This window comes from Mesorhizobium sp. WSM4808 (assembly GCF_055811675.1).
The window spans coordinates 36,149-61,048 of sequence record NZ_JBVVQX010000018.1 but is presented as its reverse complement, the minus strand read 5'-3'; the positions used below and the strand labels follow the sequence as shown (position 1 = coordinate 61,048).

The following is a 24,900-nucleotide window of genomic DNA, read 5'->3' as shown; positions in this document are numbered from 1 at the left end:
AACAAACCATACTTTTTTTTGGTGTTGGGGGCGGGCCGTTGGTTTTTGTTTTAGCGTTAAATTTAAAATATGTCCTTTTTTTTCCCCTTTTTTCCCCGCGCTGGGGCCCCCCCCCCTGGGGGGGCACCGCCAATGCTGGGCTGCTATGGATTCAAAGCAACCCGCAAAAGGGACTGCAAGCGGCAGGTGATACACCCTGCCACCGCATCGCGAGGGCTAGAGACGCCCGAGCACGACCAGGATAATGACTATAAGCAGCAGAAGACCGAGGCCGCCCCCGCCGTAATAGCCGGTGCCGTAGAATGGCCCGCCGCCAAGCCCACTAAAACCGCCAAGCAATGCAATAATCAGAATGATGATAAGAATTGTGCCGAGACCCATGACTTGCTCTCCTGTTTGCGGCTTCGCGCCTTAGACGGAGCGGCGGTCGCCGGCTGATGTGATTATGAACTCGCTACAAGCCTTCCTGTTCCCGACTGAGACCGCATCGACGCTGCCAGGTTGAAGGATGTCAGGCGAACAAAGGTCACCCCGAGATGCCCAAGTAGCCCCGGTCTTTCAGCAATCCAGCGAGATGGGCGGCGTTTGATGCTGCCATTTCGATCGCACCCGAGACTTTTTCCGGAGTCGCCGGCAGATCGACATAGTTAACCTCCTGCATGGCCTCGCCGACCCAGTAGACCCCGCCATTGGCCGGGATGGTGAAGCCAACATCGTTCAGTGCCTGAAAGCATTCCGCGTGGCAGTGATGCGCACCGTCCTCATTGCCGACGATGGCCACCAAGGCCACCTTTCCTGCTGCCGGCATGCGCCCTTTGTCATCGGTCTCCTCGAGAAACGCATCCATCCGCTCCAGGACGCGCTTGGCCACACTCGAGGGCTGGCCAAGCCAGATCGGGAGCCCGAGTACGAAAATGTCGGCCGCCAGTATTTTCTTTCTGAGTTTCGGCCAATCGTCGCCCTCGCCCATGTCGGAGAGCACGCCGGGTTTGATATCGTGACTGAGCGCACGCACGATCTCGCCCTTCACCTCGTATTGCATCAGCGCCGCCAGGACATCGGCGAGCAACCGATCGGTGGAGGATTTTTCTCTGTCGTTCGAAGCTTTGAGCGAGCAATTAAGTGCGAAGGCCGTGAGCGGCATCTGGATCTCCCTGCATTGTCCTAATTGCGATCGCCCCGACTTCCTCGCGACAGCCCATTCGCCCGTTGCGGGACCGCCCGGCATTTAACGCCAGGGTTGAAAGCTTGTTCCGCCAGGCTGACCAACAGGCCGGTGGCGAGATTGCCCCTCCTCCCACGTGGCGACGGTCCAGCCGGCACACAGCGGCTGGCTCTTGAGCACTGACCACCGCTGGAGAACTGCAACCAGTGGGGCAACTTAGTCGATCGCTCGTCGTTTTCTCCTGAATTCCTGAGAATGGATCAACGATGCTCGTCCCTCGAAGCAGGCGATATGCAGCTGGCGGTATCCACGGCCGGCGATCCGGGCCGGCCGGCCTTGATCCTTCTGCACGCTGGCCCCATTCCCGGAAAATCTATGATGGTGTGATCGATGAACTCGGCGGGCGATACTTTACGCTGGCTTTCGATCTTCCGGAGATCGGTGGATCGCGTGGCACGCCGCCGTCGGCGGAAAAGAAGGTTCTTATGCTCCTGCGGAGTTAGCGCAATGTCCGCAAGGTGATCGAGTATCGATGCAGGTCAACTGGCGGAATGCTGTGCTCCCATTCCGTGCGCGATCGTCCAGTCATGAGATACGCCGACCTTGGTTCGACGACGATGGTCCGGCGATCCCACTTGGCGCCATTCTTCCGCCGGAGCCGGAAGCTGCAAGGCGCCAGCAACGAAACACCCGCAACGTCTTCGAAATGAGGTTTGTCTCGATGCCAGCCGATGCCGGCGCCGGGCCGGTATTCATTGATCAACACTTGCGCGAAGGCCTCGGCGGGCTTGCCTGCCAACGCCGCGATCTGGTCGCGCAGGGCCAACAGGAAGTCAGGGATCGGCGGGGCCTCGACCACCTGGCGCCTATCGTAGTCGTAGCGCAGGCCAAAACCCACGACGCGCCGGTTTGCCAGATGGCCATGGAAATCGAACGCCTCGAAAGGCAGGCCTTCGAGATGCCGGGCGAGTTCGGTTTCTTCTTGCGCGGTGATAAGATCAGGCTGGTAGAGGAAACCTTCCGGCAGGTCGTCGGCGGCACCAAAGAGATCGTGCTGGAGCCCGGATGAGTCGGAGCCGAGTGCTTTCGATTTGGGTGTCGCCATCCCAGCTAGATGGTGAAGGCCAGTCCGCCTGGCAATATCGGAACCGAGCCAGCAAATCTGCACTCCGCCCTGCGGATATCACCGCACTGACCGGACAAAGCCTGTCAATCCGGAGTCTATCGGGGTGACTGTATTCAATCCAGGATTCCGCGGGCATGCCTTGAATGCGATCGAGGGACGCTGCGTCCATGTACGTACGATTCTTACCGAACCATCAGCTTCCGTTGCCAGTTGCTTGTCAGCAACTAGATTGGCAACGCGGCATCCCCAAAAAATGCCGCGGTGGCCGGCGCGGGTTTGGGCAACGGTGTCTCACCGGCATCATCGCGTCGGCCACTCGAAATGTCTTCTTGGCGGTTCAGTGGCGGAGAAGCCTCTGTTGGCCCCGGCCCTCAAGCGAGTGGCCGCTCCTGCCTCGCGGGATGCTTCGAGCCCAAATCTCCGATAAGCCGGCGGTACTGGGTTTCGGGTGGGCCGTAAGAGTCTCGCGCCAACTTTATGAGACCATCTCGATCGCGGATCGTGATCTCTCCGCGGCGCGCCCGGATATAACCGTAACTCTCGATCATCTGGAGGCCGACGGTGACCCCCGGACGCCTGACACCAAGCATGATGGACAGAAATTCATGGGTTATCATGAGCCGGTCGCCGACAGTACGGTCGCTGCACATCAGAAGCCATCTCGCCAGTCGGACTTCCAGGCTCTGCCGTGCGTTGATCGATGCGGTGTAGCTTGTCTGAACGTGGAAATATTGGACATAGCGCAACAGGAACGGTCGCAATGTAGGACTGTCCTCCAGGGCTTCGACGAAGGGGGCAGCCTCCATCCGGAGGGCCTCGCATGTCGACTGGACGTAACAGTCAAAGTTGGCCTGGTCGTCCCCCATGACCAGGGCCGAGCCGGTCATTCCCTCGAACCCGATGATTCCGACTTCCGCTTCGGTCGCCGCCGAAGTTCTCGCCACCACCGAGGCCAGTCCGCTTTCCAGAAAATAGACGGCCTCGATCTTCTGCCCCGCGGTCTCCATCGGCGCGCGCAACTCCAGGAAAACGCTCGCCAGATGTGGCCTCAGCCGCGCGAAATCGTCCGCGCTCATGCGGCGAAGCAATTCGCTCTTGGCTTGCAGTATCTGGTAATCCACGAGACTCTTTTCCCTTGGGCAAGAGCACTGGAATCTCTTAGCCGGCCGCGCCCGTCGAACGAGCGGACGGTAACGAACCATAGACTTCGTCTCGCGCAGCACTAGACGAGCCGGCGTGTTGGTATGAAACCGACAGTTACTGCTGAAGACTCGAAGGCCTTGTTGGCTGACCATCTTTCGCCAGCAAACGAGCCTCCCGCAGGATAGAGGCGCGATCGAACCCGAGGAGCGATATGATATCATGTATCTGTTGTTCAGCGGCGCCTGTATCCCGCGCAAGCGCGGTTATCGCGACTACTGGCAGACCGGGGTGCTCGGGCTCCTTCGCCATGCAACGCCATGCCTCGTGATGGACAAGAGCGATGGTCACTCCCAAGCGTCAACGCCCAAACTGTGCTGCTGACGATTGCCCTTTGTACGCTTCCGTACAGAGCTTTGCGAGTCAATTCGGGCCGAGGCTGATTTGAGGGTTCTTGCGTCCTTGCGTCGTCCGTCCGTCGCCCCGAAATTCTTCGGAACGATTGCCCGGCTGAGAGGTTCAAATATTCCACCCAACAGGAGTCCGAACGATGGATCACACCAACCACGTACGCCTCACAAGCACCGAACTGACGCCAGACATTCTCGAAGACGCCACCATTTACGACGCGGATGACAACAAGGTCGGCAGCGTTTCGCATGTCCACGGGTCTGGAGCCGCCAGTCAGGTCGTCATCGATGTCGGCGGCTTTCTCGGCATAGGTGCCAAGCCGGTGGCCGTTCCCGCGAGCCAATTGGAATTCATGCGCGATGAAGACGGCGACGTTCACGCGGTGACGAACTGGACCAAGGATCAGCTCAAGAACATGCCCGAGCATCACGATGCATGATTTTGAGGACTTCACCTTGAACGGGAGCGGCCGTTCGGCCGCTCTCTGAACGTCCTTGGGCGCGACAGGATTGACAGACGATGCGGCGCGAGACCGGAGCCTGCTTCTGCGGAGGAATCGCCGCAGCCATGGACGGAGAGCCTTTCTGGATATGCTACGATCACGACGACGATTGCCGCCGGGCCATCGGAAGTCCGATGACAATTTGGGTCGGTTACCGGCCAGAGCAATTTCAGCTTCTTAGAGGGGCACCGAAGGCCTTTTCCAAAACGCCAGGCGTCACCCGCACGTTCTGCCCGGACTGTGGAAGCTCGATAGGCTATAGCGACGAAGGTCTGCCGGACGAGTTCTACGTGGCGGTCGGTTTTCTTGACAAACCTGAAGGTTTTCAGCCGCAAGCCCATGCCTATTGGGATCTGAGGCTACCGTACATCGAGTTTGATGACAGCCTGCCACGCATCGACCGATATTCGAGGAAGCGCGACCCGAAGTTGGGCAACCCGCGCGACCGGTAGTCGCCGTGCAAGGCGCGAGGGCATCGGCGGAACCTGACGATCGCTAACGGGTTATTCGGGCAGACCCGTCGGGTGCCACCATGCCATCGACCGTGATCCGAAACGCACAATACGACCCCGCCACCAGGATCCTCTCGGTCTGGTTTGTTCCGAGCGGCAAACGTTACGACTATGAGGATGTTGCTCCGGTAACTTATGCCGCTTTCACCAAAGCTTCCTCAAAAGGCCGCTTCTTCAATGAATTCATCCGAGATCGCCATCGGTACCGCCGCGTGGCGTGACAAGTTCGGACATGAGCAGACGATGCACGGAACCTGACCCGCACCGTCTCGTTGACGTCTCGTCGAAGCAAACCAGGCAATGACAATTCATCTGGATATGCTCGGGACCGGCAAAGATCGATCGGAACAGCCTACAAAGGAGTTCAAGAGCCATGACGGCCAAGAAGCAGAAGACCGAAAGCAAGGACAAGAAGGCGCTGCGCTTGGCAGAGACCACCGACGTCTCACCCAAGCAGGCCAAGGAGCTTATGCAAAAGCATGGCAATGACAGCCCCAAGGTCGAAAAAGAAGCCAGAAACTTCAAGGCGGAAGGATAGGATCCGCATTGAGGCCCGGCTTGCATGACCCATGCAGGGGATCGGCCGCCAGGCAATTCGGGATTAAGGGGGTTCGCCGGCCTTTTCGGCCGCGAGCGCAAAGGGGAAGTGCAGCACCAGGTTGCGGTTCTCGTCAAAAATCTCGAAGGCCAATTCGGTACGCAGCGGCTTGCCATGCAGCAGCTCTTCGGCGAGGATTTCCTTCGCCGACGCCATCGCGTTTTCCTCGGCGCTCGCGAGATCAGAAAATTCCTGGCCCTCGGGATCCTCCTGCAAGCTTCCGCTCTCATCTCGAAGGTCGAAAAAGTACCTGGACATGCCGACTGAACTCCTCATTGCGATGATAGAATCGGAAGCGCCAGCCTCAGATTTCAGTGCCTGATGTACCTGGATTGTCGAAGAGCACAGCCAGGCCATGCTCGATGGCGCAGGCCGCAATCAGATCATCGAAGGCCTCTCCCGAAAGCGGGCAACTTGGCATCACCTCCCGAATTGCGGTTCCGGCCTTGGCGGTAGAGATCACATGGTGGCGTTTCTTGCGTGTCTCGACATATTGCTGGACCAGGATTTTCAGGCGCCTCACCGCAACATCGTCCGTAAACATGGATTCCTCAGCCAATGCCTGAAGTATGGCTGTCGGCGTGATCATCGTGCCGACGGTCTCGGGGTTAGCCGAGATTGCTCGCACAATATTTCCATGGGCAGTTGGTTCCCCCGACCGCTTGCTTGGTAATTTTCGTACAGGGAATGCCCTTGCCCGCGCTTTTGCCGAGCCGAACCGACGCCGAGTTTCCGATGCCAATGGCGAGCCTTCAGGCTTGCATCACCTTACGGCTGTGACGTGCAACGACACTTTCCTCATTGGTCGCAATCACGCGCACCTCCACCTTGCTCTCGGGACGACTGATGATTTCGGCGTGGATGTCGTTGGCGCGTTCTTCAAGCACCACGCCAAGCCAGGTCAATTTTTCGCATATGGCCTTGCGGATGGACGCGGACCGTTCGCCGATGCCGGCGGTGAACACGAGGCATTCAAGACCACCCATCGTGTTTGCAAGCGCTGCTGCTTCCTTCGCCGCGCGGAAGGCAAAAAGCGCCATCGCCTCTTGGGCGCGAGGATCGTTGCTCGCTTCCAGCGTCCTCATGTCGCCCGAAATACCGGATACGCCGAGCAGTCCCGACTTCTCGTAGAGCATCGTCTGCAGCTCCTCAGCCGCGATGCCTCTTTCCAGCAGGAAGTACAACAGCACGCCGGGATCGATGGCGCCGCACCGCGTGCCCATGACGAGGCCATCCAGGGCCGAAAACCCCATCGTCGTATCGATGCTCTTGCCCTGCTGCAAAGCACAAAGGCTGGCACCATTGCCGAGATGGGCGACGATGGTGCGTTTCGCCGCAAGAGTTGGCGATATCCCGCTGAGCCGCCCGGCGATGTATTCATAGGAGAGACCGTGAAACCCGTAGCGGCGCAAGCCTTGCCCTTCATATTGGCGCGGAAGGGCGAAGCGCCGCACCAGCGGATCGATCGTCTGGTGGAAAGCGGTGTCGAAACATCCGACCTGTGGCAGGTCCGGTTGCAAGGCGGCTATTGCACGGACCGGCGCAAGACTGCGAGGCTGATGCAGCGGAACGAGCGGCGTCAACCTGTCGATGGCGTCGATGATGTCCGGGGTCAGACGGACAGGTTCGATGAATTCGCTTCCGCCATGCACGATGCGATGGCCGGCGCAGAGCAGGTTCCTTTCGCCAATTTCGCCCTGCACCCAATTCAGCATCTCGCCTATGGCTGCGTCACGCGGCCCGTCGGTGGCGAGCTGCCGATCGCACTGCACCGTTCCGTCGGCCGCTTTTGCGCGGAGGGTGGGGGTGTCGCCCAGGTCCAACGTGCCGCGCGAAACGAGCTGCAGAGCCTGCAACGAGACAAGATCGTAAAGCGCGAACTTGATGCTGGACGAACCGGCATTCAATGCCAGGATCGATTGGCGCATCATTGGCGCGCCTTTGCCGCGCCTTTGTCGGGCCAGCTCCATTTCTGGATTTCGGGCATATCCTCGCCGTGCTCGCGGACATAAGCCCTGTGCTTCACCAACCGGCCGTGGAGTTCGCCGGCAAGCTCTTCGGCCCTTTCGGCCAGTCCCGGCACGCGTTCGATGGCGGCAAGCGCGAGGTGGTAGCGATCGAGTTCGTTGAGCACCACCATGTCGAACGGCGTCGTCGTGGTGCCCTCCTCGCGGAAGCCATGCACATGCATGTTGTCATGGTTGGCGCGACGGTAGGTCAGGCGATGAATAAGATAGGGATAGCCGTGATAGGCGAAGATTACAGGCCGTGTGTTCGTGAACAACGCATCGAAGTCTCCATCGGCGAGCCCGTGCGGATGCTCGGTGTTGGACTGCAGCGTCATCAGGTCGACGACGTTGACGACGCGGATTTTCAGGTCGGGGATCGCAGAGCGCAGAATGTCGGTCGCGGCCAGCGTTTCCAGGGCCGGCACGTCGCCGGCGCAGGCCATGACCACGTCGGGCTCCTCGCCCTGAGCAACCGTACCGGCCCATTCCCAGATGCCCGCCCCCGCCTTGCAATGCGCTTCGGCTTCTTCAATGGACAGCCATTGCGGTGCCGGCTGCTTGCCGGCGGTAATGACATTGATGCGGTTATAGGTTCTCAGGCAATGATCGGTGATCCACAGCAGGGTGTTGGCATCCGGCGGAAAATAGAGCCTTACCGTATCGGCCTTCTTGTTGGCGACCAGATCGGCAAAGCCCGGATCCTGATGGCTGAAACCATTGTGATCCTGCCGCCAGACATGCGAGGTCAAAAGGTAATTGAGCGAGGCGATCGGCTTGCGCCAGGCAAGCTCGCCGGAGGTCTTCAGCCATTTGGCATGCTGGTTGACCATCGAATCGACAATGTGGATGAAGGCTTCATAGCAGGAGAACAGGCCGTGGCGGCCGGTGAGCAGATAGCCTTCAAGCCAGCCCTGGCAGAGGTGCTCGCTGAGTACCTCCATGACACGTCCGTCACGGGAAAGATGGACGTCGTAGGGTTCAATGCGCTGCATCCAGAGCCGATCGGTAACTTCGAACACCTCGTCGAGGCGGTTGGATGACGTCTCGTCCGGCCCCATCAGGCGAAAATTCCGCGCCTCGGCATTGAGGCGGAACACCTCGCGAAGATAGCTTCCGCAAATCCGCGTCGCTTCAGCGATGACGCCTCCCGGACGAGGCACTTCCAGCGCCAGGCTTTTCCAGTCGGGAAGAACAAGATCGCGCTTCAACAGTCCGCCATTCGCGTACGGGCTTGCGCCCATGCGCTTTGTCCCTGTTGGGGCAAGTGCCGCGAGCTCCGGCAACAGGTGCCCGCTTTCATCGAACAGCTCTCCCGGTTCGTAGCTTCGCATCCAGTTTTCGAGGATCTTGCGGTGGCCCTCATTTCCGCGTGCGTTCGACACCGGCAATTGATGCGAGCGCCAGAAACCCTCAACCTTCTCGCCATCGACCTCCCTGGGACCTGTCCATCCCTTGGGGCTGCGCAGCACGATCATCGGCCATTGCGGGCGTTGACCATGCCATCCCGGAGCCCGTGCCTGTTCCTGAATGGACCGGATGCGATCGAGCACCGTGTCGAGTGTCGCGGCCATCGACTGGTGCATGGCAAGCGGCTCGTGGCCTTCGACGAAGAACGGTTCGTAGCCATGGCCGGCGAAAAGATTTCGCAACTCCTGATCGTCCATGCGGCCGAGGATTGTCGGATTGGCGATCTTGTAGCCGTTGAGATGCAGGATCGGCAGGACGGCGCCATCCGAGGCTGGGTTCAGGAACTTGTTGGAATGCCATGCCGCCGCGAGCGGACCGGTCTCGGCTTCACCGTCACCAACGACGCAGGCAACCACCAGATTCGGGTTGTCGAAGGCCGCACCAAAGGCGTGAACCAACGCATATCCCAATTCACCACCCTCATGGATGGAGCCTGGCGTCTCGGGCGCGGCATGGCTTGGCACGCCGCCGGGGAAGGAAAACTGCCGGAACAGTTTCCTGAGGCCGTCTTCGCCCTGCCCGATATCGGGATATATCTCGCTATAGGTGCCCTCGAGCCAGGTGTTGGCGACCATTGCGGGGCCGCCATGGCCCGGCCCGCAGATAAACAGAGCATCGAGGTCGCGTTCGCGGATAACGCGGTTCAGATGCACGTAGAGAAAGTTCAGCCCCGGCGTCGTGCCCCAATGGCCAAGCAGCCGCGGCTTGACGTGTTCGGCCTTCAACGGTTCGCGCAACAGCGGATTGTCGAGCAGATAGATCTGGCCGACCGAGATGTAATTCGCGGCGCGCCAGTAGCGGTCCATGAGGTCGATCCGTTCGTGGCCGATGGCCTGCGGCGTCGCGGCAGCCTTGTCGTTCATCGACATCTCCAGCTTCGGTTCGCTGGTGATAACTGGGGCATCTTTGCGCTTGAGCAACCCCCGACTGCCGCGTTCGGGTCGGCGTCACGACCCACGCGGCCGAGAGACCGGACGCCATCTCAGCCGGCTTTGCGGCCCTGTCCGCAAATAGGCGGGAACCTTGAAGTACTCCGGCGGTTAGAAACTGGAATCGCGAAGGCCAGGCTCAAGGCAGGTACCGCGAAGGATAGCCTCGAAGCGTTGCACCAAAGGGAGCTAAAAGATGCTCGATCTTCCTCGTGCCCGTGATCGAATGGTCAATATCCATGTCGGCCGGCGTGGCATTCATGACCGTGAGATTCTGCAGGCAATGCGCGAAGTTCCACGCGAGGCCTTCGTCGAACCCGGCTTCGAGGAATTTGCTTACGAAGACACGCCGCTGCCGATCGCCGATGGCCAGACCATATCGCAACCCTACATTGTCGCGTTCATGATCGAGATGGCGGATGTCAAACCGGGTGACCATGTGCTCGAAATTGGCACCGGCTCGGGATACGCGGCCGCGGTGATGAGCCGGATCGTCGAACAGGTCTACACGATAGAGCGTCATCCCGGTTTGGCCGAAACGGCGAAGCGGCGGTTTGAAAAACTCGGCTACCAAAACATCGAGGTTCGGACAGGCGATGGCACCAAGGGCTGGCCGCAGGCGGCGCCGTTCGACGCCATCGTGGTGACAGCCAGTGGTCCCGGCGCACCGCTCGCCCTTCAGGAGCAACTCGATGTCGGCGGCAGGCTCGTCATTCCGGTCGGCGACGACCCGGATTTGCAACGTCTGCTCAAAGTCACCCGGACAGGCGCCGCAACCTATAGCGAGGAGGATTTCGGCGGCGTGCGCTTCGTCCCTCTGATCGGCGAGCAGGGTTGGTCGGAAAACGGCACGGCCACCGACGTTGGTCGTCCGCTTCGACATCCCCATCCGATCAGCCTGCCTGATATGATCGCGGCCGCGGCCGAACCCCTGCCCGATTTCGACGATCCGGCCTTCGGCGCATTGTTCGATCGGTTTGCCGACCGGCGCATTGTTCTGCTTGGCGAGGCAAGCCATGGCACGTCCGAATTCTACAGGGCGCGCGCGGCGATCACCCGCAGGCTCATCGAACGCCACGGCTTCACCATCGTCGCGGTCGAGGCAGACTGGCCCGACGCAGCGGCGATCGACCGCTATGTTCGCCATCGTCGGCCGCGAACCGGCACTGGCGCGCCATTCCAGCGATTTCCGACCTGGATGTGGCGCAACACCGATGTCGCGGCCTTCACCGACTGGATGCGCCGTCACAACGAGAAGCTAGAGCCTTCGGCGCAAGCAGGGTTCCACGGCCTCGACATCTACAATATGAGCGGTTCCATCGGCGCGGTCCTCGACTATCTCGACCGGGTCGATCCCCAGGCAGCCAAGATCGCGCGCGAACGCTATGGCTGCCTGACGCCCTGGCAACACGATCCGTCCACCTACGGCCGCGCGGTGCTCACCGCCGGCTATCAAAAATGCGAGAAAGCGGTGCTGGAACAATGCCGGGACTTGCTCGCCAAACAGCTCGAATATGCAAAAAGGGACGGCACCGACTTTCTCGACGCCAGTCAGAATGCCCGGCTGATCGCGTCCGCCGAACACTATTACCGGATCATGTACTATGGCGGCGCGGAGTCCTGGAACCTGCGCGACACGCACATGTTCGAAACGTTGGAACATTTGCTGCATGCCGGCGGCCCCAACGCCAAGGCCGTGGTGTGGGCGCACAATTCCCATATCGGCGATGCCCGCTTTACCGAGATGGGCGTCGTCAGGGACGAACTGAACATCGGCCAGCTCTGCCGGCAGCGTTTCGGGGATGAGGCAGCGCTGATCGGTATGGGCACGCATTCCGGCACTGTAGCGGCCGCCAGCGACTGGGACGGCAAAATGGAGGTGAAGCAAATCCGCGCGTCGCACGCCGACAGCTACGAACGGCTTTGCCACGATTCCCTTGTGTCGCGGTTCCTGCTCGACCTCGGGCGCGACACAACGCTGCGTGAGCGGCTGCTGGAACGCAGGCTGGAGCGATTCATCGGGGTGATCTACCGGCCGGAAACCGAGCTGGGCAGCCACTATGCGGACGCTTCCCTGCCCCGGCAGTTCGACGCGTTCCTATGGTTCGACAAAACCGCGGCAGTGACGCCGCTTGGCCCGGAGCATGCAAGAACCGGCGTTCCCGACACCTACCCCTTCGGGCTTTAGCCGGCGCGCGGCGAACCAATGAAGAAGCTGAGGCGTGGAACCGGAACGAACTATCCGGTCTGCGATTTCAAAACTGCAATCCCCGTCGAAGGAGTTTTCTCATGACCGGAACCAAACATCCGAAATGGAAGAAACCGAGCGATGCCGACTTGGCGAACAATCCTGGTATCGGGACTTCCAAGGGAACGATCAAGGAAGGCGAAGAGTTCGAGCTTGAAGGCGAGAACACGGTCGAAGGTGACGTCGAAAACGACACGACCGCCGCTGGCGGGATCGATCCAAGACAAAAAATGCGGACCAACAAATAGCTGCCCTGCGCGTCGCTGCGATCAACTTCGCCGGAAGGAGTGAACCATGCCACTTGCCCTTAGCAGTGCCGCCTTTGCCGAAGGCGGACAAATTCCCGAAAGATACACACGAGACGGCAAAAACGTATCGCCGCCGCTGAAATGGTCTGGAGTGCCGGACGAAGCAAAGAGCCTCGTTCTCGTCGTTCAGGATCCTGACGCGCCGAGCGGAACGTTTGGTCATTGGGCGGTGTTCAACATCTCCCCGGACACGAGGGAACTTCCCGAGGCCGAAAGCGGCAAGCCGGGTCCGGGCGCCCTCAGGCAAGCAACGAATGATTTTGGCAACGCCTATTACGACGGCCCTGAACCGCCGGTCGGGCATGGCGTTCACCATTACCATTTCCGGCTGGCCGCGCTCGACACGCCGAGCCTTGCCATTCCAGCCAGCGTGGGCATCGAGCGCATCTGGCGGGAGGCGCAGAAACATTCGCTTGAGCAGGCTGAACTCATCGGAACCTACGAACGCAATTCGTAAGTTAATGACCAGGGGCGACCGAGGTGGCCTGCTGCACGGAACGGTTCTCCTCCTCGCCGGTTGTCTGGGAAAGGAGATGCCGCCATGTTTGGAGATATCATGTGGTTGGTCGTCGTTGCCGGCGGCCCATTGCTGCTGATCGTGCTGATGGCCTATGCCGTTATCGCACGCCGTCGGCGTGGACCCGCCGAACAACGGGAGAGCGACCGGGCGACCAACCGGCTGTACCAGGACAAGCGTTGATCCGCGTCGGCAAGACAATCCGATTGGCAAGACATCCAATCGGCAAGACATCCAATCGGCAAGACAGGGGATCGTATGCCGCACCGAAGCGACGACGATCCCCAACTACGGTCAGCGCATTATCCTTTGCCGCAACCACGCAAAGAACCTGCCGCTGATGGCTGAGCGGACCCGCGTCGCAGCCCAGCGCGCTTTCATGGTTGAGCCGACGTGGCAATCGCAGACGATGTCGTGCAGCTGCCAGTCGTTCAGCTCGAAAAAGCGCCTTGCCTCACCGTATGTGTCGTCCTTTAAACCCGATGCGCGCAGCACTGGATCCTCGAAGGCGACCGAAATTGCCGTTCCCTCGCCCCGCATCAATGAACGTGCTTCAGGGTGCAGATGTTCGGTGCCTGCAAACGCCCCAAGGCATCGCTCGGGATTACGCTCCAGCAGTTCAGCCCAGCGCTCTATGCGCTGATTTCGTGTCATGGCGGAATAAGCAGCCGACGATTCAATCTTGGCGACGGCATGCAGTTGGTCGAGTGTTTGATGTTTCATGGCCAGCTCCTGTTGAGGCAGCGAAGCGCCCACGCCTTCAAGGGAATTACCGCGCGTTAATGCTTCGACAAGAGCGCCAGGCTGGAGAATTCGACACAACCGGATTGGGCCGGCGGGATCATAAACACGCCGGCTGCGTTCATCGACGGGGGCGCTTGTGACAAGCCACTGATCCGCGACGGGATGCATCCATGTTCATCCAGCCAATCGACTATTTCCTTGCCGTCTGGTTCGCTCTTGCCGCCGCCTCGACGCTTTATGTCGGCTTCGATCAATACCGCAACAATCCCGAACCGGTGGTGATGAAATGGGGCTTCATCCTGGTGACCCTCTATATGGGCCCATTGGGGCTGCTGCTTTATGTGCTTGCAGACAAGGAGCCACGTCCAGGCGAGCATGAAGACTTCACCAGGCCGCTGTGGAAACAGGGGGTCGGCTCGACCATCCACTGCGTTGCCGGCGATGCGACCGGCATCATTCTCGCCGCAGTCATCACGGCAACGCTTGGCCTGCCGATGTGGCTCGACCTCATCGTCGAATATCTGGCGGGCTTTGCCTTCGGCCTGTTCATCTTCCAATCGCTGTTCATGAAATCGATGATGGGCGGCACCTACTGGGAGAACGTGCGCAAGAGCTTCCTGCCCGAGTTCATCTCGATGAATTTCATGATGGCCGGCATGGCGCCCGTCATGAGCTTTCTGATGATGGGACGCGACATGCGCGCCATGGAGCCGACCGAGCTTTTGTTCTGGGGCGTGATGTCGATCGGCGTCATCGCCGGCTTCACGCTCGCCTATCCGGCCAATGTCTGGCTGGTCGCGCGCGGGCTGAAGCACGGATTGATGACGCAGCGCCCGCAGGCGAACGAAACGAGCAGTGGAGAGCCGACCGCCCACCAACAGCACGCTACGCATCACCCCAACGCCGGCGACGATCGACGAAGCCGCAACACCTCCCGCAAGTCCAAACGCAGCGGCCATCAGATGGAGACGGACGCTACGACGCCGCAGATTGCGGCCCTCGGTATTGTGTCGGTGTTGGCGTTGGCGATCGGCATGGCCGCGCCGGCGAACTGGCTGAACCTGACGCTTTCGGCGCGTGACGTCGGCGGCGCGATCATGCCGCAAGGCATGATCATGGGTCGCGACACGCCGGCGGAATCCATGCGTGACATGGCTGCAACCGATCCGCGTCGCGTTACCTCGTCCTATGGTCTTGCCGCCAAGGGCGACCAGGAACTGCCATTCCGTCTAGAGAACGGCGTCAAGGTGTTCGAGCTCAGACCATCGGTGGTCCGCTGGCAGATCCTGCCCAACGTCGCGGTCGACGCCTATGCCTACAATGGCCAGATTCCCGGTCCGCGCATCCACATTCGCCAGGGCGATAAGGTTCGCATCGACGTCACCAATGACCTGCCCGAGGAAACCACGGTGCATTGGCACGGCATGATCCTGCCGAACCAGATGGATGGACCTGCCGAGATCACCCAGCCGCCGATCGAGCCTGGACAATCCTATTCCTATGCGTTCACCGCGACCCAGCACGGGACCTACTTCTATCATCCGCATGCCAAGCCGGACCGCACCCAGGCGCTGGGGCTTTATGGGGCGCTGATTATCGATCCCGCCAATCCTGCCGACGAGGTTCCGGCTGACCACGACTATGTCATCGAACTTCAGGAATGGCTGGTGCGCGATGGGCTGACTTATCCGTCGATGCCCATGGAAGGCGGCATGCCGAACTTCTTCACCATCAACGGCAAAGCCTATCCCGCAACCGACACCATTCCTATGAAGGTGGGCGAGACGCTGAAGGTGCGTTTCATCGGCACCAACAACGGCTTCGTCCATCCAATGCATATCCATGGCGGACCCTTCGAGGTCGTCGCCCGTGACGGTGAGACGCTTTCTCCCTCGGCGCGCTTCCTAGCTGATACCATCAATGTCGGACCGGGACAGCGCTATGACGTCGTGTGGAAGGCGCTGCGTCCCGGCAAGTGGCTCATTCACTGCCACATCCCGCATCACACGACGAACAACAATGTCGAGGAGAAGGGCGGCGGCGGGCTGATGGTGGTCATCGAGGTCGGCTAGATCTGCCAACCCCTTGCGAATTTGCCGATGTCATCCGGAGGCCGCGTCGTTGCGCGCTACTTCTTGATAATGGTTCCGTTGCGCAAGTCGAATGCCTCGGTACCGCGAGCCTGGCGGTAGAAATCGTCCTGCAATTCGCCCCACTCGCCGAGAAAGGCGCCGCAATTGCTGCAATGAATTGGCGTCGATTCCTTGGCGTTGTCGGGAATGTCCATTTGGATAGTCCCACAAGCCTTGCAATCGAGTTTGTCGTCCAGCCGTCGTCCCATTTCCAAATGATTGCGCATTTTCGGCCATGAGCCAATTGTCGATTTCGTACCAAATCGCTTCAACCACCGGTGAGTCCTCCAGCCATGGCTCATCGGTCAATCGCGAGAGTCAAAAAGGACGGCCAGCCCCAGTTCCCGTGCCAGCTCGACGATCGTCTCCATCAACTCATCGTCTGTATCCTGCAAATAAGGCGCGTCGCTGCGAGCGGCCTCTATCGCCGCTTTGACCGAAACGATGTCGCCGTATCGCGCACTTCGAAGCTCCTCTGCCAGAAACGCCTTGGCGGTACCGACAGGTCTTATTGCCCATCTGGCGATGCTCATGCGGCTCCCTCCCATGGTCACCTCTGCTTTATTTTGATCCTCTCCAAGGTGCAGATCAATCGATGGTACGATTCCGTACGCAACCGCTCAGCCGGTTGGGAGACAGCCATATGACGTCGTCTGGGCCATTTGTTCGTTCGGCGTTTCCCCAGGGGGGTCGACGCGAAATTGCCCAGTGTGACCAGCCCCGCGGGAACAATCGCTCGGCATGGGGGTTTCTTCAAAATCTCCCTCGAAGGATGCAAGGAGCGACCATGCGCATGTTGACGATAGCTGTCGCACTTTCCGGGGCGGTCATCATTCAGCCCGTCTACGCCCAAACTGTTGGACCGCAGCTTCCCCAGGTGACGCCACCGCTGGGCGAAGTGCAACCGGAGCAGGCGCTGCCAGATCCAGGCTCTGCTGATTTGAATTTCACCGGCGTTGCCATTGTCGCCGTCGAGGATCTGCCTGACGAAATCAAGGCGCAGGCGGATGCCGTGATCAATCAGACCAGCGCCGAAGATTTGCTACGCCTGCAAAACTCAGTCGATGCTTCGCCTCAAGCGACATCGGCCTTGAGGGCGAATGGGCTCAATTCCTCGCAGGTTGTCGCTGCAAACATAGATGGCGATGGCACCCTGACGCTGATCATTCAGACGACGACTTGAGGCGCCGAACCATTCGCATCACGCCTTGCCCCGACAGTCGCGGAGAGCAGCAATGGTCGAAGCCGCCGTTCGCAACTTCACCATCAATTTCGGGCCCCAGCATCCCTCGGCCCACGGTGTTCTTCGGCTGGTGCTCGAACTGGACGGCGAGATCGTCGAGCGTGCCGATCCGCATATTGGCTTACTGCATCGCGGCACCGAAAAACTCATAGAGCACAAGAACTATTTGCAAGCGCTGCCCTATTTCGACCGGCTCGACTATGTCGCGCCGATGAACCAGGAGCATGCGTTCTGCCTCGCTGCCGAAAGACTGCTCGAAATCACCGTTCCAAAGCGTGGACAACTCGTCCGTGTTCTCTTTTGCGAAATCGGCCGGCTTCTGTCGCATCTCCTCAACGTCACGACGCAGGCCATGGATATCGGCGCGCTGACGCCGCCGCTTTGGGGATTTGCGGAGCGGGAAAAGCTGATGGTTTTTTACGAGCGCGCCTCCGGCGCCCGCATGCATGCGAATTATTTCAGAATCGGCGGCGTGCACCAGGATATGCCTCCGAAGCTTCTCGACGACATCTGGGCTTTCTGCGATCCGTTCCTCAAAGTCTGTGACAACCTCGACGAATTGCTCACCGGCAGCCGTATCTTCAAGCAGCGCAATGTCGATGTGGGCGTGATCGGGCTGGAGGATGCCTGGGCCTGGGGATTTTCCGGCGTGATGGTGCGCGGATCGGGCGCCGCATGGGATTTGCGCAAGGCACAGCCATACGAATGTTACCCGGACATGGATTTCGACATTCCCGTCGGAAAGAACGGAGACTGCTATGACCGCTACCTGGTCCGCATGGAGGAGATGCGCCAGTCGGTGCGGATCATGAAGCAATGCCTGGAAAAACTGCGGTCACCCGAAGGCCAGGGGCCGGTCGCGCTTGCAAACCAGAAGATCACGCCGCCGCGGCGCGCCACGATGAAACGCTCGATGGAGGCGACCATCCAGCATTTCAAACTTTATACCGAGGGGCATCGCGTGCCGGCCGGAGAAGTCTACGCCGCGGTTGAAGCGCCAAAGGGAGAATTCGGTGTTTATCTGGTTTCCGACGGGGGCAATGTCCCTTACCGGTGCAAGATACGCGCGCCATCCTTCGCCCATCTGCAGGCGATGGATTTCCTGTCTCGAGGGCACATGATCGCCGACGTTGCCGCCATCATCGGATCGCTCGACATCGTGTTTGGCGAGATTGATCGTTAGCCGTCCGAAGGTGTGCTTTGCCCCGCGATGAAGGTGTGCTTTGCCCCGCGATAAAGAAACTCCCCTTCGTCCTACGCGTGGATGGGAGGCTCTTCATTCTCGTCGGGATTGGGCAGCGGGGTCTCGTCCGGGAGCCTTTCCGGTTCGGGTTCCTCGATCGGCTCGGGCTTCCATGTTGGAGGGGGCACGGGAACATCGCGATTTGGGTCTGGCTGTCTTGGCTGTGGCATCGAACTATCTCCGTTCAGTCGGAACAACTCGTGCGCCGTGGCATGGTTCCTGGCAGAATCCAGCGAGATCGTTACGCCCTCGGGACACGAGTATGTTGGTCCGCCCAGGTGAAGGCGCAAAAGTTGCAGATCGTTCGGAACCGGTCGGATTTTCGAGCCGTTGTCGTCGACAGGGATCAAGGAGAAGCGCGATGAAGGACAAGGAAGGAAATATCGACCATACATTGCCGCAGGTCGCCATCGACGATCAGCAGGTGCGACAACTGGCGGCCACGACCGATTTGCCGTCCAGGCAGGCTCGCGAACTGGTGCGCCGTCACGGCAACGACCCCCGGAAGCTGGAAGAGTTGGCGAAATCGATCAACGCCACCAATTGAGTCAAGGCCAATGGACACCACGGCGCATGCCGCTGGCGTCAGATTTCGAGCAAGGCGTAGGGGCGGCCGCTTGGCTTGGCGACATGCATGGCGACGTTGTAGACCTTGGCTCCGCCAGGTGTTTGACCTTCGTAAGAACCGCGATGTGCATGACCGTGCACGACAGCACTAACCTGGAATCGATCGATCGTCTCCGCCAGGCGTGAAGAGCCCAGAAATGGAAATATCTCCGGCGGTTCTCCCGCGACTGTGTCGGCAATTGGCGCGTAGTGGAGGATCACCAGTGTGCGCTTCGCCCGCACCTGGCGCATCGCATTTTCAAGTCGCATTGCCTCGTTCACGCTTTCCGCGACCATCGTCTTGATCGCCGGTTCACCGAATGAGCCGAGCATGCGTGAGCCGAAGCCGCCTATGAATCCCTTCACGCCGACAAAACCCACCTCCTCGATTTCAACTGCCTGCCCGTCGAGGAGATGAACATGCGCCTGGCGCAGGATCTTCGTGACGTCTTCCACCGCACCAGACTCGTAGTCATGATTGCCGAGCACCGCCACGACCGGGATCGAGCAGTTGCGCAGATCCTCGGCCAGCATCTCCGCTTCACGAGGCTTGCCGAGATTGGTCAGATCTCCCGTGAGAACGAGAATGTCGGCTTCGCTCGATATCTCGCCGAAGAGGTCGCGATACGAGGTTTGCGCATCTTCCCGCACATGGAGATCCCCGACCGCGGCAACTTTGAGCGCGCGTGCGCCCTCCTTGGGCGCGCTGCTCTTGACGGGATCAGCCATCACGGAATTCTCCCACACCACCGACGCCGGCGAAGCCCCATTCCTTGACGTCGATTTCGTAATCGGTTTGCGAAAGCAGCCGCCCACGGCAGATCTTCATCCTTGGAGACGGCAACTGCCGTTGCTTGGCGAGGCGGTCGAGCAATTCATCGAGCAGCCACGCCGGGATATGATCGCGCTCGCTCGGATAGATCCACCTGAAATTGATAAGCTGCATCAACAGAACCTCCCAGTGAACCTCCAGATAAGAAAGCAGCCGGTGCCAATCGATCTGATCGCCCGCCTTGAGAATCGTATGAGCGATATCGGCGCCATCGTGTCGCCCTCTGTCCTGGATAAAGCATTTGGACCAGATGAGTTCGGTCGGGCCGATGATCCGCACCCTGCTGCCCAACAGCTCTGTTTGGCGGGCGTGTTCCAGCCACAGGTCGCCAACAGGCACCGTGCCGTTAGCCGAGCCGAATATGACGTCGAAGAAATGCGTGCCCTTGAACACCTTGCCGAGCCACCGGTCATCCTCGATTTCGACGGCATATCCAAGCTGCTTGAAATGGGCCAGGATCCGCGCGTAGTCGCCTGCCTTGCAGAAGATATCGAGGTCCTTGGTCTGGCGGGTGACACCCGTATAAGCGCTTACCGCGTAGGTCCCGGCGACCAGAAAGGGTATGTCGGTGGCGGTAAGCTCACGGATTGCTTCCGTGTAAAATACCTCCGCCTCGGCATTTTTGAGCGTCGGCGCCGCTTTTGCATCGATCTTGGGAAGCGAGACCAGAACGTTTTCAGGCAATGGACCATTGGTCATGAAACGATGACTCCGAATCCGGCAACCGGCAGTCGCCCGCTGTGGTAACAACGTGAACCTCGCCTGGTTCCGCTATCAGGCGACCAGCCAAGGTTCATTCTCGTCACGTACTGGAAATTTCGGGATCGCGCCTGCCGACGCAAGCCGCCCCAACGTCCTCGCCGGCAGCGCAATGTCGCCTCGAAATCGGCGCATGCCACCGCCAATGCCCCGTTGGCCCAAATTTGAAACACCAGGTGGGTGATCGATCTCGATTGTTTTAGAGTTTATTGGGCTTACCCGATCGGCACAAAGCTGAAGCCGGGGCGCTTGACTTAACCGCACCCGATCGGCGTGCGCTAAGCATCATCAGGATCCATCAAGGCATGACCCCCTCGCCTCCCTTTCTCGGCTTTCCAGACCGTCTCGCAGATGGTCACATGCCCCGCGCGGTGATCTTCGGGGCCGGTCACGGCAGCACTTATCCCGGCAAGGACAGCCGCGGCCACGCCTTGGCGGCGGATGCCATCCGCGCTGCGAGCCAGGACGACGCCACGTTCGTCGGGCACTGGGATTTCGATCTCGGCGGTCCGCTGTTCGACGGCAAGCCGGTGTCTTGCATCGACGCCGGCGATATCTTGACCACCATGCATGACAATGCCGGCAACAGGGTCAGGATCGAGGCAAAAACGTGCGAGATCCTGGCATTGCCGGCCGTGCCGATCCTGATCGGCGGCGACTGTTCCATGACCATTCCCTTCCTCGCCGGCTTTGCGGAGCACGGGCCGGTCTGGGTCCTGCAGATCGACGCCCATATCGACTGGCGCGACGAGGTGTATGGCGAACGCCACGGCTATTCGAGCCCGATGCGCAGGGCGAGCGAGATGCCGCATGTAGCAGGCATGGTGCAAGTCGGCCTGCGCAGCGTCGGCAGCGCACGCATCACCGAGATCGAAGCGGCACGGCGCTATGGCAGCCACTTCGTGACCGCCCGCGAGGTTCACGCTCAGAGCGTCGAAGCCGCGCTCCGGCATATTCCGGAAGGCGCGCGGGTTGTCGTCACCCTCGACTGTGACAGCCTCGATCCAAGCATCATGCCGGGCGTGGCGGCGCGTACACCCGGCGGCCTCACCTACACGCAGGTGATCGACCTGATCGCCAGCCTCGGCAGACGGGCCCGGATCGCAGGGTTCGACCTTGTCGAGTTCTATCCTCCGGCCGATATCGACGGCCTGTCAGCGCTGACCGCCGCGCGCCTTCTCGTCAATGTGGTCGGCACCGTCGTCCGGCAGGTTTGATGTCAAAACCCTGCTCTTCGCCGCAGACCGGCCCAAAAGCGCGTGAGGGAGCTCGCGGTTGAAATGCCCTTTTCCACACCTGAGTACTCGATCCTGCCTTGTCCGGCCGGCTCGTCGCTCCAGACCAAGTTGAAAGCAATGCCCTTGAGCCCAAGTTCCCCGATCCGGCGTACGATCGTCTCCTGCAGATAGATATCGGATATTCGCACCCCATCGGCACGCTCGGGCAGCTTGAATATCTCGGTACCGCCGATTGCGTCCGCTCGAAGGACGAGGCTTTCGATCACCATTATGCCGCCATCGTCAAAGCGAACGATCTTTGAACGTTCCTCATCCAGCGCATCGATCACGGTGGTGACATTGAAGAGCGATATTGGCTCGTCAGCACGAAGCGGCAGGAATTCACCGTACGGTTCGAGGGTTGGCCGAAGCAACTTCAACGCCCTCGCCCGCGGGATGAGCACATGCTCGCCAAGCCATGGAAAATCTGAATATTGCCGGAGCGTACCGTCGTCGTGTTCGCACAGGATCTCCATCCCGGGCGGATGCCATTGTCTCTGCTTCCGGCCGCAGAGCGTCGAAAACAGCTGGTAGTCGTCCGCCTGTCGAGGAAGGACCCATTCCTGTCCTTCGACCACGCTCAGGACATAGATATTCATCCGATCCCCCGCACATCATTGCCTTGGTAGGCTCGGCCTGCTGCGCGGCTCTTCGCGCGCGTTCTCACCGCTGGTCCGCGACAGCCGTTTGCGGCACCGGCGGCAATTCGGGTGCATCCATCCCCTTGAAAGGGTCACGCCAGGGGCCGATGTCTTCAAGCCGACGGTACCAGCGGCTGACAGAGGAATAATCGTCGAGCGGCAATCTGGCGGCATCGTTGAACGGCAGAAAGGTCGCCATTCGAAAATCGGCATAGGAAACCGAATTCCCGACCAGCCACTGCCGCTCGGCAAGCACGGCGTCGAGTATTGCCGCGGCCGTATGGAATTGGTTTAGGCCCTCCTCCACCCGCTTCTGATCGATCGGGCCGATGCCGTACCGCTGTTTGGTCCCACGTTCGAAATGCACCGTGTCGCAAGCGAGTGCGAAGTGCTCCTTGCCCCAGCTCAGCCAGCGGATCATCTCGGGTTCGTCATCGCCGCTGCGCCAGAAATCCGAATGCGCATCGCGCGAGAGCCGGCAGGCTATGGCGTCTGCCTCCCAGAGGCTTTTTCCCTCTTCTTCCGCGAGGATGGGCAGCGAGAGATTGGGATTTAACCGGCGAAATTTCTCCGCTTGCCCCGGAGCGAATGGCGAGGCGAATTCAAATTCGACTTTCGCGTCGAGATGGAGTGCCGCCGCGACCGCCAATCGAGGATTGGGATTGCGGCTGAAATACAGCTTCACTGGGCACTCCCGACATGGCTGGATCTGCCGATCAGGAACGTCATAGCAGCCGTATCTGATAGCTCATCGCGCGCTTTGCGCCCGGCGCGATCAGAATCAGGCCCGGTTTGTCGACAAAATCACCATCGAAATCCACCGGGCTTGCAAGGCCGTGCCAAGGTTCGATGCAAAGGAATGGCGCGCCGCTCGGCTTTGACCAGACGCCCAACTCCCGAACCCCTTGCCAGGACATCTCCAGAGCCGGGCCACGCTCGGCGGCATAACGCACGATGGAGCTGGCGGGCTGGTCCATGATCACCGCGTCCTCGTCGAACAACCGCTCAGAGAGCGGGAGTATGTTGCCTTCGACAGGCGTCGGCTGTGGCGTTTTCAGCAGCAGTCCGTCCTTAAGGCGGCGGATCGGCGCCGGCTCATCATCGGCAAAGATCAGCCGGTAGTCCGTCTTGGCCAAATCCGGCTGCAAGGGCCAATTGAATGCCGGGTGCGCCCCGATCGACGCCGGCAGGAACTCATCGCCGGTGTTGGTGATGTCGAAAGTCACATCAAGCTGCTGGCGGACCAGCGTGTAGGTCACTTCAAGCCGAAAGGCGAACGGATAGCGCGCCCGGGTGTCGGCGTCGTCGGTGAGCACCAGCGTGCAGGATCGCGGTCCCTTCTGCGCCCAGGCAAACGGCTTGTCGCGCGCAAACCCGTGCTGCGTCATTGGATAGGTCCGGCCGCGATGGCGCAGGTGATCGCCCGCCAGCCGCCCCACGATCGGGAACAGCACCGGCGAGTGCCGCCGCCATTCTGGCCCCGCCTGCCACAGGAATTCAAATCCGTGCGCGTCTTGCAGCGCAATCAGTTCGGCGCCCTGCGCGACGATGGTCGCCGAGATACCATCGCCATGAAGCGTTTGGCTGTCCTGTGCCACATTTCCTCGCGGGTCGTTGTTGAAGGCCGGCGCGGCGGGCAGACTAGCAAAAGCTCTTGGGGACTCAAGGTGTAGCCTGGTTCTGCAGGAACGAATTGTGGCCGGAGGATCTCCCTCCGGCCACCTCTCCGCATCAAGAGCAATAACCCTCGCTCTTGCCCACAGCGGATAGTCGTTATTCGCGTTCGCCGGTAAAATTCAGCAGCAGCTGGAAGATGTTGATGAAGTTCAGATAGAGCGAGAAGGCGCCGAAGACGGCAAGTTTCTGGCGCGATTCCGCGTCGAAATTCTCGGCATACTGTTCTTTGATCGTCTGCGTATCCCAGGCGGTCAGGCCGATGAACACGGCGATGCCGATCACCGAGATGGCGAACTGCAGCGCGGTCGAGCCGAGGAAGATGTTGACGATGCTGGCGACCACCACGCCGATCAGGCCCATGATCAGGAATGACGAGAACTGGGTCAGGTCGCGCTTTGTCGTGTAGCCGTAGAGACTGGTGGCTCCGAACATGGTGGCGGCGATGAAGAAGGTGCGCGCGATGCTGGTTCCGGTGAAGACCAGGAACACGGAGGCGAGCGACAGGCCCATGACCGCGCAGAAGGCCCAGAACATCGCCTGGGCACTCGCCGCCGACATGGTCTGCATCTTGAACGAGAACAGCATGACGAAGGCGAGCGGCGCCAGCATCACCACCCATTTCAGCGGGCTGGAGAAGATCGGCACGTAGAGCGCCGGCGTCGATGAGATCATGAAGGCGACGAGGCCGGTGACCACCAGGCCGACGCCCATGTAGTTGTAGACGCGCAGCATATGCTGGCGCAGGCCCTCGTCGAAGATGGCTCCGGTTTGGGCGCCGGCGCCGACGCGATATCCCAGATTGGGGGTGTTCATT

30 protein-coding genes are annotated in these 24,900 nt (G+C 60.2%); 13 read left to right on the top strand and 17 right to left on the bottom strand.

Translation table 11 applies throughout. From position 1 onward, the window contains the following. Positions 1-216: 216 nt before the first annotated feature. The 4 genes from AC0L2U_RS27400 to AC0L2U_RS27385 form a co-directional block, all read right to left on the bottom strand. The gene (locus tag AC0L2U_RS27400; protein ID WP_013531546.1) at positions 217-381 is read right to left on the bottom strand and encodes a DUF3309 family protein; all 165 of its coding nucleotides are present in this window, start codon (positions 379-381) and stop codon (positions 217-219) included. Positions 382-526: 145 nt separating this feature from the next. After that, positions 527-1,144, bottom strand: coding sequence for a flavodoxin family protein (locus AC0L2U_RS27395; RefSeq protein ID WP_128288709.1), 618 nt, complete (start codon positions 1,142-1,144; stop codon positions 527-529). 520 nt (positions 1,145-1,664) lie between these two features. Continuing rightward, positions 1,665-2,270 (bottom strand): alpha-ketoglutarate-dependent dioxygenase AlkB, encoded by a 606-nt coding sequence (locus AC0L2U_RS27390; RefSeq protein WP_127398381.1) that lies wholly within the window; start codon positions 2,268-2,270, stop codon positions 1,665-1,667. Positions 2,271-2,662: 392 nt separating this feature from the next. Then, positions 2,663-3,367 carry a Crp/Fnr family transcriptional regulator gene (locus tag AC0L2U_RS27385; RefSeq protein WP_164873984.1) on the bottom strand — a complete coding sequence of 235 codons (705 nt, stop codon included), beginning with the start codon at positions 3,365-3,367 and terminating at the stop codon, positions 2,663-2,665. A 614-nt stretch (positions 3,368-3,981) separates the two neighbouring features. On the opposite strand from AC0L2U_RS27385, the gene AC0L2U_RS27380 reads away from it, so the two are divergent. The 4 genes from AC0L2U_RS27380 (at position 3,982) to AC0L2U_RS27365 (ending at position 5,394) form a co-directional block, all read left to right on the top strand. Next, positions 3,982-4,281 (top strand): PRC-barrel domain-containing protein, encoded by a 300-nt coding sequence (locus AC0L2U_RS27380; RefSeq protein WP_127395993.1) that lies wholly within the window; start codon positions 3,982-3,984, stop codon positions 4,279-4,281. 80 nt (positions 4,282-4,361) lie between these two features. Next, positions 4,362-4,796 carry a GFA family protein gene (locus AC0L2U_RS27375; RefSeq protein WP_292139803.1) on the top strand — a complete coding sequence of 145 codons (435 nt, stop codon included), beginning with the start codon at positions 4,362-4,364 and terminating at the stop codon, positions 4,794-4,796. An 80-nt stretch (positions 4,797-4,876) separates the two neighbouring features. Beyond that, positions 4,877-5,077 carry a KTSC domain-containing protein gene (locus AC0L2U_RS27370; protein WP_127320534.1) on the top strand — a complete coding sequence of 67 codons (201 nt, stop codon included), beginning with the start codon at positions 4,877-4,879 and terminating at the stop codon, positions 5,075-5,077. A 152-nt stretch (positions 5,078-5,229) separates the two neighbouring features. Continuing rightward, positions 5,230-5,394, top strand: coding sequence for a hypothetical protein (locus AC0L2U_RS27365; RefSeq protein ID WP_127810345.1), 165 nt, complete (start codon positions 5,230-5,232; stop codon positions 5,392-5,394). Positions 5,395-5,457: 63 nt separating this feature from the next. On the opposite strand, the gene AC0L2U_RS27360 is transcribed toward AC0L2U_RS27365, so the two are convergent. The 4 genes from AC0L2U_RS27360 to AC0L2U_RS27345 form a co-directional block, all read right to left on the bottom strand. Continuing rightward, a complete protein-coding gene (locus AC0L2U_RS27360; RefSeq protein ID WP_473602916.1) occupies positions 5,458-5,712 on the bottom strand; it encodes a DUF6894 family protein in 255 nt (84 codons plus the stop codon). A 46-nt stretch (positions 5,713-5,758) separates the two neighbouring features. Next, positions 5,759-6,043: a hypothetical protein gene (locus tag AC0L2U_RS27355; protein WP_245481724.1), complete on the bottom strand. Its 285-nt coding sequence runs from the start codon at positions 6,041-6,043 to the stop codon at positions 5,759-5,761. A gap of 163 nt (positions 6,044-6,206) precedes the next feature. Next, positions 6,207-7,385 carry an acetate/propionate family kinase gene (locus AC0L2U_RS27350; protein ID WP_127810344.1) on the bottom strand — a complete coding sequence of 393 codons (1,179 nt, stop codon included), beginning with the start codon at positions 7,383-7,385 and terminating at the stop codon, positions 6,207-6,209. After that, positions 7,382-9,793 (bottom strand): phosphoketolase family protein, encoded by a 2,412-nt coding sequence (locus AC0L2U_RS27345; RefSeq protein WP_473602901.1) that lies wholly within the window; start codon positions 9,791-9,793, stop codon positions 7,382-7,384. The genes AC0L2U_RS27350 and AC0L2U_RS27345 overlap by 4 nt, the downstream gene beginning before the upstream one ends. A 262-nt stretch (positions 9,794-10,055) precedes the next feature. On the opposite strand from AC0L2U_RS27345, the gene AC0L2U_RS27340 reads away from it, so the two are divergent. From AC0L2U_RS27340 to AC0L2U_RS27325, 4 genes are all read left to right on the top strand, one after another. Further along, the gene (locus AC0L2U_RS27340; RefSeq protein ID WP_127810342.1) at positions 10,056-12,047 is read left to right on the top strand and encodes a protein-L-isoaspartate(D-aspartate) O-methyltransferase; all 1,992 of its coding nucleotides are present in this window, start codon (positions 10,056-10,058) and stop codon (positions 12,045-12,047) included. 101 nt (positions 12,048-12,148) lie between these two features. After that, positions 12,149-12,355 (top strand): hypothetical protein, encoded by a 207-nt coding sequence (locus tag AC0L2U_RS27335; RefSeq protein ID WP_013531530.1) that lies wholly within the window; start codon positions 12,149-12,151, stop codon positions 12,353-12,355. Positions 12,356-12,401: 46 nt separating this feature from the next. Then, positions 12,402-12,872: a YbhB/YbcL family Raf kinase inhibitor-like protein gene (locus AC0L2U_RS27330; RefSeq protein WP_127268875.1), complete on the top strand. Its 471-nt coding sequence runs from the start codon at positions 12,402-12,404 to the stop codon at positions 12,870-12,872. Between the two features lie 84 nt (positions 12,873-12,956). Next, the gene (locus AC0L2U_RS27325; protein WP_127268877.1) at positions 12,957-13,115 is read left to right on the top strand and encodes a hypothetical protein; all 159 of its coding nucleotides are present in this window, start codon (positions 12,957-12,959) and stop codon (positions 13,113-13,115) included. Positions 13,116-13,226: 111 nt separating this feature from the next. On the opposite strand, the gene AC0L2U_RS27320 is transcribed toward AC0L2U_RS27325, so the two are convergent. After that, positions 13,227-13,655: a hypothetical protein gene (locus AC0L2U_RS27320; protein WP_127268879.1), complete on the bottom strand. Its 429-nt coding sequence runs from the start codon at positions 13,653-13,655 to the stop codon at positions 13,227-13,229. Positions 13,656-13,846: 191 nt separating this feature from the next. Between AC0L2U_RS27320 and AC0L2U_RS27315 the strand changes: the two genes are divergently transcribed. After that, complete coding sequence (locus tag AC0L2U_RS27315) at positions 13,847-15,748, top strand: multicopper oxidase domain-containing protein (protein WP_127810341.1); 1,902 nt, start codon at positions 13,847-13,849, stop codon at positions 15,746-15,748. Positions 15,749-15,804: 56 nt separating this feature from the next. Here the strand turns inward: AC0L2U_RS27315 and AC0L2U_RS27310 are convergent, their stop codons facing one another. After that, entirely contained in the window at positions 15,805-15,963 is a 159-nt protein-coding gene (locus AC0L2U_RS27310; RefSeq protein WP_081738677.1) for a hypothetical protein, read from the bottom strand. A gap of 150 nt (positions 15,964-16,113) precedes the next feature. Then, positions 16,114-16,341 (bottom strand): hypothetical protein, encoded by a 228-nt coding sequence (locus AC0L2U_RS27305; RefSeq protein WP_127322665.1) that lies wholly within the window; start codon positions 16,339-16,341, stop codon positions 16,114-16,116. Positions 16,342-16,595: 254 nt separating this feature from the next. On the opposite strand from AC0L2U_RS27305, the gene AC0L2U_RS27300 reads away from it, so the two are divergent. The 3 genes from AC0L2U_RS27300 (at position 16,596) to AC0L2U_RS27290 (ending at position 18,841) form a co-directional block, all read left to right on the top strand. Further along, positions 16,596-16,991, top strand: a complete 396-nt coding sequence (locus AC0L2U_RS27300) for a hypothetical protein (protein ID WP_127810340.1) — start codon at positions 16,596-16,598, stop codon at positions 16,989-16,991. Between the two features lie 52 nt (positions 16,992-17,043). Beyond that, entirely contained in the window at positions 17,044-18,234 is a 1,191-nt protein-coding gene (locus AC0L2U_RS27295) for an NADH-quinone oxidoreductase subunit D (RefSeq protein WP_127810339.1), read from the top strand. Between the two features lie 421 nt (positions 18,235-18,655). After that, positions 18,656-18,841 (top strand): hypothetical protein, encoded by a 186-nt coding sequence (locus tag AC0L2U_RS27290; RefSeq protein WP_127271064.1) that lies wholly within the window; start codon positions 18,656-18,658, stop codon positions 18,839-18,841. A gap of 38 nt (positions 18,842-18,879) precedes the next feature. On the opposite strand, the gene AC0L2U_RS27285 is transcribed toward AC0L2U_RS27290, so the two are convergent. Then, a complete protein-coding gene (locus AC0L2U_RS27285) occupies positions 18,880-19,629 on the bottom strand; it encodes a metallophosphoesterase family protein (protein WP_127271062.1) in 750 nt (249 codons plus the stop codon). Beyond that, positions 19,622-20,431: a nucleotidyltransferase family protein gene (locus AC0L2U_RS27280; protein WP_023812007.1), complete on the bottom strand. Its 810-nt coding sequence runs from the start codon at positions 20,429-20,431 to the stop codon at positions 19,622-19,624. The genes AC0L2U_RS27285 and AC0L2U_RS27280 overlap by 8 nt, the downstream gene beginning before the upstream one ends. Before the next feature lie 365 nt (positions 20,432-20,796). Here AC0L2U_RS27280 and AC0L2U_RS27275 point away from each other — a divergent pair, with 365 nt between their 5' ends. After that, positions 20,797-21,708 (top strand): agmatinase, encoded by a 912-nt coding sequence (locus AC0L2U_RS27275; protein ID WP_127396591.1) that lies wholly within the window; start codon positions 20,797-20,799, stop codon positions 21,706-21,708. A 2-nt stretch (positions 21,709-21,710) separates the two neighbouring features. On the opposite strand, the gene AC0L2U_RS27270 is transcribed toward AC0L2U_RS27275, so the two are convergent. The 4 genes from AC0L2U_RS27270 to AC0L2U_RS27255 all read right to left on the bottom strand — a co-directional run bounded on the left by AC0L2U_RS27270 (position 21,711) and on the right by AC0L2U_RS27255 (position 24,899). Beyond that, complete coding sequence (locus AC0L2U_RS27270) at positions 21,711-22,367, bottom strand: imm11 family protein (RefSeq protein WP_127810338.1); 657 nt, start codon at positions 22,365-22,367, stop codon at positions 21,711-21,713. A 64-nt stretch (positions 22,368-22,431) separates the two neighbouring features. Beyond that, positions 22,432-23,094 (bottom strand): glutathione S-transferase family protein, encoded by a 663-nt coding sequence (locus AC0L2U_RS27265; protein ID WP_473602899.1) that lies wholly within the window; start codon positions 23,092-23,094, stop codon positions 22,432-22,434. A 40-nt stretch (positions 23,095-23,134) separates the two neighbouring features. Beyond that, positions 23,135-24,007 (bottom strand): aldose 1-epimerase family protein, encoded by an 873-nt coding sequence (locus AC0L2U_RS27260; protein ID WP_128289432.1) that lies wholly within the window; start codon positions 24,005-24,007, stop codon positions 23,135-23,137. A 175-nt stretch (positions 24,008-24,182) separates the two neighbouring features. Continuing rightward, entirely contained in the window at positions 24,183-24,899 is a 717-nt protein-coding gene (locus AC0L2U_RS27255) for a Bax inhibitor-1/YccA family protein (RefSeq protein WP_127810335.1), read from the bottom strand. Position 24,900: the final 1 nt, after the last annotated feature.

Coding starts and splice junctions, on each gene's coding strand:
- AC0L2U_RS27320 (WP_127268879.1), bottom strand. CDS start 13,655: ATGAAACATCAAACACTCGACCAACTGCATGCCGTCGCCAAGATTGAA.
- AC0L2U_RS27380 (WP_127395993.1), top strand. CDS start 3,982: ATGGATCACACCAACCACGTACGCCTCACAAGCACCGAACTGACGCCA.
- AC0L2U_RS27390 (WP_127398381.1), bottom strand. CDS start 2,270: ATGGCGACACCCAAATCGAAAGCACTCGGCTCCGACTCATCCGGGCTC.
- AC0L2U_RS27395 (WP_128288709.1), bottom strand. CDS start 1,144: ATGCCGCTCACGGCCTTCGCACTTAATTGCTCGCTCAAAGCTTCGAAC.
- AC0L2U_RS27350 (WP_127810344.1), bottom strand. CDS start 7,385: ATGATGCGCCAATCGATCCTGGCATTGAATGCCGGTTCGTCCAGCATC.
- AC0L2U_RS27255 (WP_127810335.1), bottom strand. CDS start 24,899: ATGAACACCCCCAATCTGGGATATCGCGTCGGCGCCGGCGCCCAAACC.
- AC0L2U_RS27330 (WP_127268875.1), top strand. CDS start 12,402: ATGCCACTTGCCCTTAGCAGTGCCGCCTTTGCCGAAGGCGGACAAATT.
- AC0L2U_RS27385 (WP_164873984.1), bottom strand. CDS start 3,367: ATGAGCGCGGACGATTTCGCGCGGCTGAGGCCACATCTGGCGAGCGTT.
- AC0L2U_RS27300 (WP_127810340.1), top strand. CDS start 16,596: ATGCGCATGTTGACGATAGCTGTCGCACTTTCCGGGGCGGTCATCATT.
- AC0L2U_RS27370 (WP_127320534.1), top strand. CDS start 4,877: ATGCCATCGACCGTGATCCGAAACGCACAATACGACCCCGCCACCAGG.
- AC0L2U_RS27375 (WP_292139803.1), top strand. CDS start 4,362: ATGCGGCGCGAGACCGGAGCCTGCTTCTGCGGAGGAATCGCCGCAGCC.
- AC0L2U_RS27315 (WP_127810341.1), top strand. CDS start 13,847: ATGTTCATCCAGCCAATCGACTATTTCCTTGCCGTCTGGTTCGCTCTT.
- AC0L2U_RS27400 (WP_013531546.1), bottom strand. CDS start 381: ATGGGTCTCGGCACAATTCTTATCATCATTCTGATTATTGCATTGCTT.
- AC0L2U_RS27290 (WP_127271064.1), top strand. CDS start 18,656: ATGAAGGACAAGGAAGGAAATATCGACCATACATTGCCGCAGGTCGCC.
- AC0L2U_RS27340 (WP_127810342.1), top strand. CDS start 10,056: ATGCTCGATCTTCCTCGTGCCCGTGATCGAATGGTCAATATCCATGTC.
- AC0L2U_RS27345 (WP_473602901.1), bottom strand. CDS start 9,793: ATGAACGACAAGGCTGCCGCGACGCCGCAGGCCATCGGCCACGAACGG.
- AC0L2U_RS27355 (WP_245481724.1), bottom strand. CDS start 6,043: ATGATCACGCCGACAGCCATACTTCAGGCATTGGCTGAGGAATCCATG.
- AC0L2U_RS27270 (WP_127810338.1), bottom strand. CDS start 22,367: ATGAATATCTATGTCCTGAGCGTGGTCGAAGGACAGGAATGGGTCCTT.
- AC0L2U_RS27280 (WP_023812007.1), bottom strand. CDS start 20,431: ATGACCAATGGTCCATTGCCTGAAAACGTTCTGGTCTCGCTTCCCAAG.
- AC0L2U_RS27310 (WP_081738677.1), bottom strand. CDS start 15,963: ATGGACATTCCCGACAACGCCAAGGAATCGACGCCAATTCATTGCAGC.
- AC0L2U_RS27295 (WP_127810339.1), top strand. CDS start 17,044: ATGGTCGAAGCCGCCGTTCGCAACTTCACCATCAATTTCGGGCCCCAG.
- AC0L2U_RS27325 (WP_127268877.1), top strand. CDS start 12,957: ATGTTTGGAGATATCATGTGGTTGGTCGTCGTTGCCGGCGGCCCATTG.
- AC0L2U_RS27365 (WP_127810345.1), top strand. CDS start 5,230: ATGACGGCCAAGAAGCAGAAGACCGAAAGCAAGGACAAGAAGGCGCTG.
- AC0L2U_RS27360 (WP_473602916.1), bottom strand. CDS start 5,712: ATGTCCAGGTACTTTTTCGACCTTCGAGATGAGAGCGGAAGCTTGCAG.
- AC0L2U_RS27305 (WP_127322665.1), bottom strand. CDS start 16,341: ATGAGCATCGCCAGATGGGCAATAAGACCTGTCGGTACCGCCAAGGCG.
- AC0L2U_RS27335 (WP_013531530.1), top strand. CDS start 12,149: ATGACCGGAACCAAACATCCGAAATGGAAGAAACCGAGCGATGCCGAC.
- AC0L2U_RS27275 (WP_127396591.1), top strand. CDS start 20,797: ATGACCCCCTCGCCTCCCTTTCTCGGCTTTCCAGACCGTCTCGCAGAT.
- AC0L2U_RS27285 (WP_127271062.1), bottom strand. CDS start 19,629: ATGGCTGATCCCGTCAAGAGCAGCGCGCCCAAGGAGGGCGCACGCGCG.